The 12368-nt window shown below is 59.4% G+C and carries 10 protein-coding genes, 4 tRNA genes and 1 riboswitch; of the genes, 12 read left to right on the top strand and 2 right to left on the bottom strand.

Annotation, left to right across the window (positions count from 1 at the left end):
- Positions 1 to 14: 14 nt before the first annotated feature.
- Genes astB through astE form a run of 3 tightly spaced genes read left to right on the top strand, consistent with a single transcriptional unit; the run spans position 15 to position 2729 of the window.
- A complete protein-coding gene (gene astB / locus B1722_RS24450) occupies positions 15 to 1361 on the top strand; it encodes an N-succinylarginine dihydrolase (RefSeq protein WP_041066531.1) in 1347 nt (448 codons plus the stop codon).
- 57 nt (positions 1362 to 1418) lie between these two features.
- Entirely contained in the window at positions 1419 to 1706 is a 288-nt protein-coding gene (locus B1722_RS24455) for a hypothetical protein (protein WP_041066534.1), read from the top strand.
- 12 nt (positions 1707 to 1718) lie between these two features.
- On the top strand, positions 1719 to 2729 hold the full coding sequence (gene astE, locus B1722_RS24460) for a succinylglutamate desuccinylase (RefSeq protein ID WP_041066537.1): 1011 nt from the start codon (positions 1719 to 1721) through the stop codon (positions 2727 to 2729).
- Positions 2730 to 2884: 155 nt separating this feature from the next.
- Here astE and B1722_RS24465 read toward each other — a convergent pair whose 3' ends face one another.
- Positions 2885 to 3394, bottom strand: coding sequence for a 6,7-dimethyl-8-ribityllumazine synthase (locus tag B1722_RS24465; RefSeq protein WP_041066540.1), 510 nt, complete (start codon positions 3392 to 3394; stop codon positions 2885 to 2887).
- 101 nt (positions 3395 to 3495) lie between these two features.
- A riboswitch (FMN riboswitch) is annotated at positions 3496 to 3667 on the bottom strand.
- Positions 3668 to 3944: 277 nt separating this feature from the next.
- Between B1722_RS24465 and ltaE the strand changes: the two genes are divergently transcribed.
- From ltaE to B1722_RS24505, 8 genes are all read left to right on the top strand, one after another.
- Positions 3945 to 4949, top strand: a complete 1005-nt coding sequence (ltaE, locus tag B1722_RS24470; protein WP_086794682.1) for a low-specificity L-threonine aldolase — start codon at positions 3945 to 3947, stop codon at positions 4947 to 4949.
- Between the two features lie 146 nt (positions 4950 to 5095).
- On the top strand, positions 5096 to 7714 hold the full coding sequence (gene alaS / locus B1722_RS24475; protein ID WP_086794684.1) for an alanine--tRNA ligase: 2619 nt from the start codon (positions 5096 to 5098) through the stop codon (positions 7712 to 7714).
- A 90-nt stretch (positions 7715 to 7804) separates the two neighbouring features.
- Positions 7805 to 9046, top strand: coding sequence for an aspartate kinase (locus B1722_RS24480; protein ID WP_025112914.1), 1242 nt, complete (start codon positions 7805 to 7807; stop codon positions 9044 to 9046).
- Between the two features lie 189 nt (positions 9047 to 9235).
- Positions 9236 to 9424 (top strand): carbon storage regulator CsrA, encoded by a 189-nt coding sequence (gene csrA, locus B1722_RS24485; protein WP_002554426.1) that lies wholly within the window; start codon positions 9236 to 9238, stop codon positions 9422 to 9424.
- Between the two features lie 62 nt (positions 9425 to 9486).
- A tRNA-Ser gene (locus B1722_RS24490) sits at positions 9487 to 9577 on the top strand.
- 107 nt (positions 9578 to 9684) lie between these two features.
- A tRNA-Arg gene (locus B1722_RS24495) sits at positions 9685 to 9761 on the top strand.
- Between the two features lie 71 nt (positions 9762 to 9832).
- Positions 9833 to 9909: transfer RNA gene (locus B1722_RS24500), tRNA-Arg, on the top strand.
- A 72-nt stretch (positions 9910 to 9981) separates the two neighbouring features.
- A tRNA-Arg gene (locus tag B1722_RS24505) sits at positions 9982 to 10058 on the top strand.
- An 18-nt stretch (positions 10059 to 10076) separates the two neighbouring features.
- Here B1722_RS24505 and B1722_RS24510 read toward each other — a convergent pair.
- Entirely contained in the window at positions 10077 to 10595 is a 519-nt protein-coding gene (locus B1722_RS24510; protein ID WP_041074276.1) for a hypothetical protein, read from the bottom strand.
- Positions 10596 to 10916: 321 nt separating this feature from the next.
- Between B1722_RS24510 and mgtE the strand changes: the two genes are divergently transcribed.
- Entirely contained in the window at positions 10917 to 12359 is a 1443-nt protein-coding gene (gene mgtE / locus B1722_RS24515) for a magnesium transporter (RefSeq protein ID WP_007963078.1), read from the top strand.
- Positions 12360 to 12368: the final 9 nt, after the last annotated feature.

Consider the following 12368-nt stretch of genomic DNA (forward strand, 5'->3'; position numbering starts at 1 on the left):
GTGGAGCCTCGCTGATGAAATCCTATGAAGTCAATTTTGACGGTCTAGTGGGGCCGACCCATAACTACGGTGGTCTGTCCTACGGCAACGTTGCGTCCCAGAGCAACAGCCAGCAGTCCTCGAACCCGAAGGAAGCGGCGCTGCAAGGCCTGGCGAAAATGAAAGCGCTGATGGAAATGGGCTTTCAGCAAGGCGTGCTGGCGCCGCAGGAGCGTCCGGACGTGGCCGCGTTGCGCCGTCTGGGTTTCAGCGGCACCGACGCGCAAGTGATCGAACGCGCCGCGAAAGAAGCCATGCCGTTGCTGGTTGCCAGTTGCTCGGCGTCGAGCATGTGGGTGGCCAACGCCGCCACCGTCAGCCCGAGTGCCGATACTGCTGACGGTCGCGTGCACTTCACCGCCGCCAACCTCAACTGCAAATACCACCGCAGTATCGAACACCCGACCACCAGCCGCGTGCTCGGTGCGATGTTCGCCGATCAGCAGCACTTCGCGCACCACGCCGCGTTGCCGGCGGTGGCGCAATTCGGTGACGAAGGCGCGGCCAACCACACGCGCTTCTGCCGTGAGTACGGCGAGGCCGGTGTCGAGTTCTTCGTGTTCGGTCGCAGTGCGTTCGACACTCGCTACCCGGCGCCGCAAAAGTACCCGGCGCGCCAGACGCTGGAAGCGTCGCAAGCGGTGGCGCGTCTGCACGGTCTGCGTGACGAGGGCGTGGTCTACGCGCAGCAGAACCCGGCGGTGATCGACCAGGGCGTATTCCACAACGACGTGATCGCGGTGGGTAACGGCGAGGTGCTGTTCTATCACGAGGACGCGTTCCTCGACACCGAACAGATGCTGGCCGAGTTGCAGGGCAAACTGGCCAAGGTCGGCGGCCAGTTCCAGTCGATCTGCGTGCCGCGTTCGGCGGTCACCGTGGACGATGCGGTGCGCTCCTATCTGTTCAACAGCCAGCTGTTGTCGCGTCCGGATGGCTCGATGCTGCTGATCGTGCCGGAAGAGTGCCGTGGCAACGAGCGTGTGTGGAACTACCTGCAAGGTCTGACCAGCTCCGGCGGGCTAATCCGCGAAGTCAAAGTCTTCGACCTCAAGCAAAGCATGCAGAACGGCGGTGGCCCGGCGTGCCTGCGACTGCGCGTCGCGCTCAACGAAACCGAGCTGGCAGCAGTCAACCCAGGGGTTATCATGACCGCACCGTTGTACGGTTCGTTGACCGCATGGGTTGAAAAGCACTACCGCGACCGCCTGAGCGAAACCGATCTGGCGGACCCGCAATTGCTGCTTGAATGCCGGACGGCACTGGATGAACTGACGCAAATCCTTAAACTGGGCTCGGTTTATCCATTCCAGATCAATTGATGGCCGGCGCGTCGCCTGAACGCGACGCGCGGCTTGTCTCCCCAAGAGAGTAAAAACATGAGCGATTCCCTGCAGCTGATCCTTGAAGACACCGACGGCACGCAACTGCAAACCTCGTGCACCCGCGTCGCGGTCATGTGGCAAGGCAAAGAGCTGTGGATCCAGCAGGACGGCCGTGGCCAGCTGCTGATCGGCGTGGACGTCGAGGAAGGTGACGAAGAGTACGCCAACCTGCTGCTGCGCCCATTGGCAACTAATCTGGTCAGTCTGCAACTGGAGATGGAACCGGCTGACGTCGGCGACGAAGACCATGTGCACGGCCCGGATTGCAACCACGATCACTAAGGAAACCGCTCTATGCTCGCCCTCGGCAAACTGCTTGAACTGACCCTCGCCGGCCGCGAACCGGCGGAGAAGACTCAACTGACTGTCGAAGGCGTGCGCATGCGCTGGTTGAGCGAGGGTGCGCTGGAAGTCCGGCCACCCGAAGCGCGCGACAATGGCCTGGACCTGCTGCTGTCGGCAGGCATCCATGGCAATGAAACAGCGCCGATCGAATTGCTCGACCGGCTGCTGCATGACATCGCTCGCGGCGATCTGAAGCCGCGCGCGCGCATTCTGTTCCTGTTCGGCAACCCGGAAGCGATTCGCAAGGGCGAGCGCTTCGTCGAGCAGGACGTCAATCGGCTGTTCAACGGCCGGCATGAACAAACCAGCGGTTCCGAAGCCATCCGCGCCTGCGAGCTGGAACGCCTGGCGGCGAGTTTCTTCAGCCTGCCGGACCGTCAGCGTCTGCACTACGACCTGCACACCGCGATTCGTGGTTCGAAGATCGAGCAGTTCGCCCTGTACCCGTGGAAAGATGGACGTCAGCATTCGCGCCGCGAACTGGCGCGTCTGCGCGCCGCCGGGATGGAAGCGGTGCTGCTGCAGAACAAGCCGTCGATCGTGTTCAGCTCCTACACCTACGACAAGCTCGGCGCCGAGGCTTTCACTCTTGAGCTGGGCAAGGCACGGCCGTTCGGGCAGAACCAAGGGGTGGATGTCTCACGTCTGGAAACTCGTCTGAAGCAGATCATCGATGGCAATGAGCCGGATCTGGCAGCAGAGGGACTGGAGGGTTTGCAGCTGTTCAGCGTCGCCCGGGAAATTATCAAGCACAGCGATGCGTTCCGCCTGAACCTGCCGGCGGATATCGAGAACTTTTCTGAATTGGATGTGGGTTATCTGCTGGCCGAAGATCTGGCCAATACCCGCTGGATCATCGAGGAAGAGGGCGCACGAATCATCTTCCCGAATCCCAAGGTCAAGAACGGCTTGCGCGCCGGCATCCTGATCGTGCCGGCCACCGACGAACATCTCGCCTGACGCAATTTTCGGTCTGATATATAACCCTGTGGGAGCGAGCTTGCTCGCGAATGCAATCTGGCATTCAACATTTGAGTTGGCTGTCAGTCCGCTTTCGCGAGCAAGCTCGCTCCCACAGGGGAATGAGTGAGACCAAAAGCCTCACTCATGGTCTATCAGACCGCTACTGCACGCGGCTCACTGCGACGCAGTGCGCGAACCTTCTGCAGCGTATCCGCGCAAGTCCGCGCCGCTTCCTGACCCTTGTGCACGAAGTGCTCGAAGAAGAATTTCTGGTGCTCTTCACCGGCATGGAAGTGATGCGGGGTCAGCGATACCGAGAACACCGGCACTTCGGTTTCCAGCTGCACCTGCATCAGGCCGCTGACCACTGACTGGGCAACGAACTCGTGACGGTAGATGCCGCCGTCCACGACCAGAGCAGCCGCGACGATGCCGGCATAACGGCCGGTCTTGGCCAGCAACTTGGCGTGCAGAGGCATTTCAAAGGCGCCGCCGACTTCAAAGAAATCGATGTCCGATTCCTGATAACCCTGAACCAGCATTTCGGCGACGAAGCCCTTACGGCTCTGGTCGACGATTTCCTTGTGCCAGCAGGCCTGGATGAACGCAACGCGTTCGCCGTGGGGGTGTTTGCTTTTGCTGTCGATAGCGGTGGGTTGCATGTTCTGACTCCTGTTTGTGTGAAAAACAGGGCGTTATGAATCGAAAGGGATTCAAGGGTACGCACGAGCACACAAGCGCGCGGGCGGCCCTTTGGCGTCAATCCCGTTCTCTCTTCATCCGGACTATGACCGTCGGCCCCGGAATCACACCGGGTCTGCTGACCTTGCCGCCGATCACAGCCTTTGCCGTGTCCGTCGCCAAGCGCTCGCGGGCTATGCGCGTTGCGCGCAATTACCGCCGGTGGGGAATTGCACCCCGCCCTGAGAACGTTTTTGCCGCCCGTTCTCGGGCGGCGCAGCGTTTTTATCACATATTTTCCGGCCTTGCACAGAACCATGTGGGAGCGGGCCTGCTCGCGAAAGCGGTCTGTCAGTGACACATCTGCTGACTGACACACTGCTTTCGCGAGCAGGCTCGCTCCCACATGGATGGTGTGTTCTCAAGACGTAATCTGACCTTTTCTCATTCAAGGGTTGATTAATCGGCGCCATGACCGCAGTAATTCACTTTCGAAAAGGGATTTCCCCTGCTGACTCTGAGGCCAGGTTCATGAGCATTATCGATCTTCGCAGCGACACCGTTACCCAACCGACTCCTGCCATGCTCGACGCGATGACGGCGGCGGCCACCGGTGACGATGTGTACGGCGAAGATCCGACGGTCAATCGTCTGGAGGCGGAACTGGCGAAGCGCCTGGGGTTCGCCGCTGCGCTGTTCGTGCCGACCGGCACCATGAGCAACCTGCTGGGCCTGATGGCGCACTGCGAACGTGGCGACGAATACATCGTCGGCCAGCAGGCGCACACCTATAAGTACGAAGGCGGTGGCGCGGCGGTGCTCGGCTCGATCCAGCCGCAGCCGCTGGAAGTGCAGGCCGACGGTTCGCTGGATCTGGATCAGGTCGCGGCAGCGATCAAGCCGGACGACTTCCATTTCGCCCGGACCCGTTTGCTGGCGCTGGAAAACACCATGCAAGGCAAAGTGCTGCCGCTGGAGTATCTGGCCCGCGCCCGGCGCTTCACTCAGGATAAAAGCTTGCAACTGCACCTCGACGGCGCGCGCCTTTACAACGCCGCGGTCAAGCTGGGCGTCGATGCACGGGAAATCACTCAGTACTTTGATTCGGTGTCGGTGTGCCTGTCCAAAGGCCTTGGCGCGCCGGTGGGTTCGGTGCTGTGCGGTTCAGCCGAGTTGATCGGCAAGGCCCGCCGCCTGCGCAAAATGGTCGGCGGCGGCATGCGTCAGGCCGGTTTGCTCGCGGCGGCGGGGCTGTACGCGCTGGATCACCACGTCGAGCGTCTGGCGGATGACCATGCCAACGCGCACTATCTGGCCGAAGGCCTGCGCGAGGCCGGGTTCAGCGTCGAGCCGGTGCAGACCAACATGGTCTACGTGCAAATGGGCGACCGTGCCGAAGCGCTCAAAGCGTTTGCCGCCGAGCGCGGGATCAAGTTGAGCGCCGCTGCGCGCTTGCGCATGGTCACGCACATGGACGTCAATCGCTCGCAAATCGAGCAAGTGATCGCGACATTCGTCGAGTTTTCGCGCAAGTGACAGCGTTAGCCGTCCAATTGACCGTTACTATCGTATAAACACGCTGTACCCCGCGCGAAGGGCCGATATAATGCGGCCCTTTGCCGTCGTTTCGTCTGTTGACGTTTCGTACAGGCCTTTGGCCGCAGCCTCCGTGGAAGAACCTAATGAAAAGCGCAGAAATCCGTGAAGCCTTCCTTCGCTTCTTCGAAGAGCAAGGCCACACCCGTGTAGCCTCCAGCTCTTTGATTCCGGGCAACGACCCAACCCTGCTGTTCACCAACGCGGGGATGAACCAGTTCAAGGACTGCTTCCTGGGTCAGGAAAAGCGCGCGTACACCCGCGCAACCAGCAGCCAGAAGTGCGTGCGTGCCGGTGGCAAGAACAGCGACCTGGAAAACGTCGGTTATACCGCTCGTCACCACACCTTCTTCGAAATGCTCGGTAACTTCAGCTTCGGTGACTATTTCAAGCACGACGCGATTACCTTTGCCTGGACCTTCCTGACTGGCGTTCTGAAACTGCCGAAGGAAAAACTCTGGGTCACCGTCTACGCCTCCGACGACGAAGCGTATGACATCTGGACCAAAGAAATCGGTGTGCCGGTCGAGCGCATGATCCGCATCGGCGACAACAAAGGCGCGCCTTACGCCTCCGACAACTTCTGGACCATGGGCGATACCGGCCCGTGCGGCCCCTGCACCGAGATTTTCTACGATCACGGCGACCACATCTGGGGCGGCCCACCGGGTTCGCCGGAAGAAGACGGCGACCGTTACATCGAGATCTGGAACAACGTGTTCATGCAGTTCAACCGCACCGCCGATGGCGTGTTGCATCCGTTGCCAGCGCCGTCGGTCGACACCGGCATGGGCCTGGAGCGGATCAGTGCGGTGATGCAGCACGTCAATTCCAACTACGACATCGACCTGTTCAAGAACCTGCTCAAAGCCTCGGCTGAAGCCATCGGCTGCGAAAACGGCGATCAGTCGTCGCTCAAAGTGGTGTCCGACCACATCCGTTCGTGCGGCTTCCTGATCGCTGACGGTGTACTGCCGTCCAACGAAGGTCGCGGTTACGTGCTGCGCCGGATCATCCGTCGCGCCTGCCGTCACGGCAACAAGTTGGGCGCCACTGGCAGCTTCTTCTACAAGATCGTCGCGGCGCTGGTCGCCGAGATGGGCGAAGCCTTCCCGGAACTGCAGAAGCAGCAGAGCAACATCGAGCGCGTACTCAAGGCTGAAGAAGAGCAGTTTTCCAAGACCCTGGAGCACGGCCTGAAGATCCTCGAACAGGATCTGCTGGAACTCAAAGGCACCGTGGTGCCGGGCGACGTAGTGTTCAAACTCTACGACACCTACGGTTTCCCGATGGACCTGACGGCTGACATCGCTCGCGAGCGTGGCCTGACCGTCGACGAAGTCGGCTTCGAGCGTGAAATGGAAGCCCAGCGTGTGCGTGCGCGTTCGGCCAGCTCGTTCGGTCTGGATTACAACACCCTGGTCAAGGTTGATGTGGCTACCGAGTTCACCGGCTACACCGACACCAGCGGCTCGGCAAAAATCGTCGCTATCTATAAAGATGGCCAGTCGGTCGACGTCTTGAGTGAAGGCGAAGAGGCGGTGATCGTGCTGAACCAGACGCCGTTTTACGCTGAATCCGGCGGCCAGATCGGCGACTGCGGTTTCCTGCAGGCCGGTAACGCACGTTTCGACGTCCGTGACACCACCAAGACCGGCGGCGCGTTCCTGCACCACGGCGTGCTGGATTCCGGCAGCCTGACCATCGGCGCGCCAGTGGAAACCCACGTCGATGCCGAAGTGCGTCACGCGACCTCGCTGAACCACTCCGCGACTCACTTGCTGCACGCTGCGCTGCGTCAGGTGTTGGGCGAGCACGTTCAGCAAAAGGGTTCGTTGGTGGATAGCCAGCGTCTGCGCTTCGACTTCAGCCACTTTGAAGCGATCAAGCCTGAGCAGATCAAAGCGCTGGAAGACATCGTCAACGCCGAGATCCGCAAGAACTCCGCGGTTGAAACCGAAGAAACCGACATCGAAACCGCCAAGCAGAAAGGCGCGATGGCGCTGTTCGGCGAGAAGTACGGCGACAACGTGCGCGTGCTGAGCATGGGCGGCGATTTTTCCGTCGAGCTGTGTGGCGGTATCCACGCCAACCGTACCGGCGACATCGGCCTGCTGAAAATCATCAGCGAAGGCGGTGTGGCATCGGGCGTGCGTCGTATCGAGGCAGTCACCGGTGCTGCAGCACTGGCCTACTTGAACGCTGCTGAAGAACAACTCAAGGAAGCGGCCAACCTGGTCAAGGGCAGCCGCGACAATCTGATCGACAAGCTGTCGGCTGTGCTGGAGCGCAATCGCGCGTTGGAAAAGCAACTCGAGCAGTTGCAGGCCAAGGCCGCCAGCGCCGCCGGCGACGATCTGTCGAACTCGGCAGTCGACGTCAAAGGCGTGAAGGTTCTGGCTGCACGTCTGGATGGTCAGGACGGCAAGGCGCTGCTGGCGCTGGTCGATCAGCTGAAAAACAAACTCGGCCGCGCAGTGATCCTGCTCGGCAGTGTCCATGAGGAAAAGGTCGTACTGGTTGCAGGCGTAACCAAGGACCTGACTGGCCAACTCAAAGCCGGTGATTTGATGAAACAGGCTGCTGCGGCAGTGGGCGGGAAGGGCGGTGGTCGTCCGGACATGGCGCAGGGCGGCGGTGTCGACGCCGGCGCACTGGATGGCGCCCTGGCGCTGACCGTTCCATTCGTCGAGCAGGGTTTATAAGACGGCCCGTCGGGCCCGCAGTCTAGTGGCAGGCCCGGCGGCTGTTCGAGTGATTATTGGGCGCCCTTCATGGGCAGAGGCGGCTTTGAAATGGCTTTGATCGTACAGAAATTTGGAGGCACCTCGGTCGGCACTGTCGAGAGAATCGAGCAGGTCGCCGACAAGGTTAAGAAATTCCGCGATGCCGGCGATGACCTGGTGGTTGTGCTGTCTGCAATGAGCGGCGAAACCAACCGTCTGATCGATCTGGCCAAGCAAATCAGTGGCGACGTGCAACCGGTTCCACGTGAGCTGGACGTGATCGTTTCCACCGGTGAGCAGGTGACGATTGCCCTGTTGGCCATGGCGCTGATCAAGCGCGGTGTGCCGGCGGTGTCGTACACCGGTAATCAGGTGCGGATCCTGACAGACAGTGCGCACAATAAAGCGCGTATCTTGCAGATTGATGACCAGAAGATTCGCGGTGATCTGAAAGCAGGTCGCGTGGTGGTTGTCGCCGGTTTCCAAGGCGTCGACGAGCACGGCAACATCACCACCCTCGGTCGTGGCGGTTCCGACACCACGGGCGTGGCACTGGCGGCTGCATTGAAGGCTGACGAGTGCCAGATCTACACCGACGTCGATGGTGTCTACACCACTGACCCGCGCGTGGTGCCGGTCGCTCAGCGTCTGGACAAGATCACCTTCGAAGAGATGCTGGAAATGGCCAGCCTCGGTTCCAAGGTGCTGCAGATCCGTGCGGTGGAGTTCGCCGGCAAGTACAACGTTCCGCTGCGCGTACTGCACAGCTTCAAGGAGGGTCCGGGCACCCTCATTACTATTGATGAAGAGGAAACCATGGAACAGCCGATCATTTCCGGCATCGCTTTCAACCGCGATGAAGCCAAGCTGACCATCCGTGGCGTGCCAGACACCCCGGGCGTGGCGTTCAAGATTCTCGGCCCGATCAGTGCCGCGAACATCGAAGTCGACATGATCGTGCAGAACGTCGCGCACGATAACACCACCGACTTCACCTTCACCGTGCACCGCAACGACTACCAGGCCGCACAGACCGTGCTGGAAAACACCGCTCGCGAGATCGGTGCCCGTGAAGTCGTAGGCGATACCAAGATTGCCAAGGTCTCGATCGTCGGCGTCGGCATGCGTTCCCACGCAGGCGTGGCCAGCCGCATGTTCGAATCCCTGGCCAAGGAAAGCATCAACATCCAGATGATCTCGACGTCGGAAATCAAGGTTTCCGTGGTGATCGAAGAGAAGTACCTGGAACTGGCTGTGCGCGCCCTGCACACGGCTTTCGAACTGGACGCTCCGGCCCGTCAGGGCGAGTAATCCGGTCACCTGAAGGGCGCGGTCTGACCGCGCCCTTTATTTTTTGAATGGCGCGAGCCCCCTGAACTGTTCTTTTGCTCGCGCTGGTCAATACTCAGGCATGTAGGGCTACGATCGCTCCGGTTGTAGGTCGGGTGCCTTTTTTTTGCAGACTGTTGTCCCTGAAATGAAATGCGTGAGGAGAAAGGTATGCTGATTCTGACTCGTCGGTGCGCAGAAAGCCTGATTATCGGTGATGGCGAAATCACCGTGACCGTGCTCGGCGTCAAAGGAAATCAAGTGCGCATCGGCGTCAACGCCCCGAAAGAGGTTGCCGTGCACCGTGAGGAAATTTACCTGCGTATAAAGAAAGAGAAGGACGAAGAACCAAGCCATTAATTTTTATCGATTTTTATGTTTGCAAACGGGGAAGAAGGTGGTTAATATACGCCCCGTGTTGCGGAGAGCTGGCCGAGTGGCCGAAGGCGCTCCCCTGCTAAGGGAGTACACCTCAAAAGGGTGTCGGGGGTTCGAATCCCCCGTTCTCCGCCATTATTTGCTTAGTACGTTGTAATCTGGCTTTTTCTGTAAGTTGTTGAATTTATTAGAAAAAGTGGTTGGAATAGAGATTAGACGGGCTATAATGCGGCGCAACAAATGCACTCGTAGCTCAGCTGGATAGAGTACTCGGCTACGAACCGAGCGGTCACAGGTTCGAATCCTGTCGAGTGCACCATTTAAGAGTTGTTTATAGCGATATAAAAAACTCGGCTTCAGCCAGTTGTGGTCTGGTCAAAAAACACAAATGCACTCGTAGCTCAGCTGGATAGAGTACGCGGCTACGAACCGAGCGGTCACCGGTTCGAATCCTGTCGAGTGCACCATTTAAGAGTTAGTTGCAGTGATGCAGGTAACTTGGCTTCAGCCAGTTGTGGTCTGGTTTAAAAACACAAAATGCACTCGTAGCTCAGCTGGATAGAGTACTCGGCTACGAACCGAGCGGTCACAGGTTCGAATCCTGTCGAGTGCACCATATTCAAGAAGCCCGCGTTTAACGCGGGCTTTTTGTTGTCTGCGATTTGGTTTTTCCTTTCACGCATCCCCTCTCATCAAAATCGACTTGAGCACTACGGCCTCGTTTCAGGTCATAGCGATAGCTCGTTGTCGACGTTCGAATATTCACCTTGTCCGGTTTGCCGAGAGCGCTCTCGACATCCCGCTGGCTCATTCCGGCGATAACGCGACGATTGATGATCGCTTCGCGGCGCTGCCTGGCATTGATCAGGTTGCCGCATTTGTCCTCCAGGCGGCCAACGATGCCTGGTTCACGTCCCTTGATTGTCATACCGGATATTTCTTCGTGATTGTGTTCCGGCATGATCGGCACGACGGAGCCGGGCATGTAAGGGTGAACCTGCTGCACCGAGAGCTGCTCATCGTTGGCACAACTCAGGCTGGTGAAGGTGATGCCGCCGTCGGGCGCTTCGCATCGGTGAAGGGTGGTAGCGGCCCCGGCGGGTGGCAGGCAGAGCAGGCTGGCGACTACAAAACGGGATGTTCTGGATAGCATTCGACGTCCTCCGTGACGGTCTACGCTCAAGGGTAGTCGCTACATTTTTCAACGCCGGTGTGTTTTCTTTTCAAGATGAGTCGTCGCATCTGCACGGGTCAGGACAGCGCTCAACTTTGTCGCGCAAGCACTTGTTTCGACCGCGATTTTTTAACGTTTAAAACCGTCAGGCGGTGTATCATTGCGCCCGTCAGCCCCGCCGGGGCTTATGGAAAACCTCCATGGACTTACCCAGTAGTTACTCAGTAGCCCGTTTCACCAATCATGAATTGACTGATTGATCCTTCCGGCGTGCCCCGCTGCTGGGAGTGGAGTTCGCCTATGTCCGAAATCGAAGTAAAGAAAACACAGGAAAGCCTGCAGGATCGCCTGGCTCAGGTGGTTGAGCTGCTGCAGCGCCAAAAGGTCGTCGAAGACCTGACTCATCGCCAGGAAGGCGCGCATCACGACCGGGTCGAGAACCTGGTTCACCGGCAGAACCTCGTCGAACTGCAACGCAAACTCGATGATCTGCACTCCGCCGACGTTGCCTACATCCTTGAAGCCCTGCCGCTGGACGACCGTCTGACGCTCTGGCAGCTGGTCAAGGCTGATCGCGACGGCGACATTCTTCTCGAAGTATCCGATTCCGTTCGTGAAACGCTGATCGCCGACATGGACGATCACGAGCTCCTGGCTGCGGCCAAGGACATGGACGCCGACGAACTTGCTGACCTGGCCTCCGAGCTGCCGCGAGACGTCGTCCATGAGCTGATGGAAACGCTCGACCAGCAGCAACGCGAGCGCGTGCGTTCGGCCTTGTCCTATGACGAGGAGCAGGTCGGTGCGCTGATGGACTTCGAGATGGTGACCATTCGTGAGGACGTCAGCCTCGAAGTGGTTTTGCGTTACCTGCGTCGTCTCAAGGAACTGCCGGGCCACACCGACAAATTGTTCGTGGTCGATTACGACGGCGTGCTCAAGGGCGTACTGCCGATCAAGCGTCTGCTGGTCAACGACCCCGAGAAACAGGTTGCTGAAGTCATGGCCAGCGATCCGGTGAGTTTTCATCCGGACGAGGACGCCTATGACGCTGCTCAGGCGTTCGAGCGTTACGACTTGATCTCGGCCCCGGTGGTCGACAAGAACGGCAAACTGATCGGCCGTCTGACCATCGACGAAATGGTCGACCTGATTCGTGAGGAGAGCGAAAGCGAAGTCCTCAACATGGCGGGTCTGCGCGAAGAGGAAGACATCTTCGCCTCCGTCTGGAAATCCCTGCGCAACCGTTGGGCGTGGCTGGCAATCAACCTGATCACTGCCTTTGTCGCGTCGCGGGTGATCGGTCTGTTCGAAGGCTCGATCGAGAAGCTGGTGGCGCTGGCGGCGCTGATGCCGATCGTGGCGGGTATCGGGGGTAACTCCGGTAACCAGACGATTACCATGATCGTGCGCGCCATGGCGCTGGACCAGGTCAGCACCGGCAACACCTCGCGCCTGATGCGCAAGGAGCTGGCGGTCGCGTTGATCAACGGTCTGGTCTGGGGCGGGGTGATCGGTGTGGTCGCCTACCTGCTTTATGGCAGTTGGTCGCTGGGCGTGGTGATGACGGCGGCGATGACCCTCAACCTGCTGCTCGCGGCGCTGATGGGGGTGTTGATCCCAATGACACTGGCCAAGATGGGCCGCGACCCGGCGATGGGCGCCAGCGTGATGATCACGGCCATGACGGACAGCGGTGGCTTCTTCATCTTCCTGGGGTTGGCGACGATCTTTCTGCTCTGATTCGCCACC

This window comes from Pseudomonas sp. SCPG-7, assembly GCF_002156405.1.
In the GTDB taxonomy this organism is placed as follows: Bacteria; Pseudomonadota; Gammaproteobacteria; order Pseudomonadales; family Pseudomonadaceae; genus Aquipseudomonas; species Aquipseudomonas parakoreensis.

Excerpts from the sequence above, each read along its gene's own strand:
- B1722_RS24465 (WP_041066540.1), bottom strand. The coding sequence starts at position 3,394 with ATGCAACCCACCGCTATCGACAGCAAAAGCAAACACCCCCACGGCGAA.
- mgtE (WP_007963078.1), top strand. The coding sequence starts at position 10,917 with ATGTCCGAAATCGAAGTAAAGAAAACACAGGAAAGCCTGCAGGATCGC.
- astE (WP_041066537.1), top strand. The coding sequence starts at position 1,719 with ATGCTCGCCCTCGGCAAACTGCTTGAACTGACCCTCGCCGGCCGCGAA.
- B1722_RS24455 (WP_041066534.1), top strand. The coding sequence starts at position 1,419 with ATGAGCGATTCCCTGCAGCTGATCCTTGAAGACACCGACGGCACGCAA.
- ltaE (WP_086794682.1), top strand. The coding sequence starts at position 3,945 with ATGAGCATTATCGATCTTCGCAGCGACACCGTTACCCAACCGACTCCT.
- B1722_RS24510 (WP_041074276.1), bottom strand. The coding sequence starts at position 10,595 with ATGCTATCCAGAACATCCCGTTTTGTAGTCGCCAGCCTGCTCTGCCTG.
- astB (WP_041066531.1), top strand. The coding sequence starts at position 15 with ATGAAATCCTATGAAGTCAATTTTGACGGTCTAGTGGGGCCGACCCAT.
- B1722_RS24480 (WP_025112914.1), top strand. The coding sequence starts at position 7,805 with ATGGCTTTGATCGTACAGAAATTTGGAGGCACCTCGGTCGGCACTGTC.
- csrA (WP_002554426.1), top strand. The coding sequence starts at position 9,236 with ATGCTGATTCTGACTCGTCGGTGCGCAGAAAGCCTGATTATCGGTGAT.
- alaS (WP_086794684.1), top strand. The coding sequence starts at position 5,096 with ATGAAAAGCGCAGAAATCCGTGAAGCCTTCCTTCGCTTCTTCGAAGAG.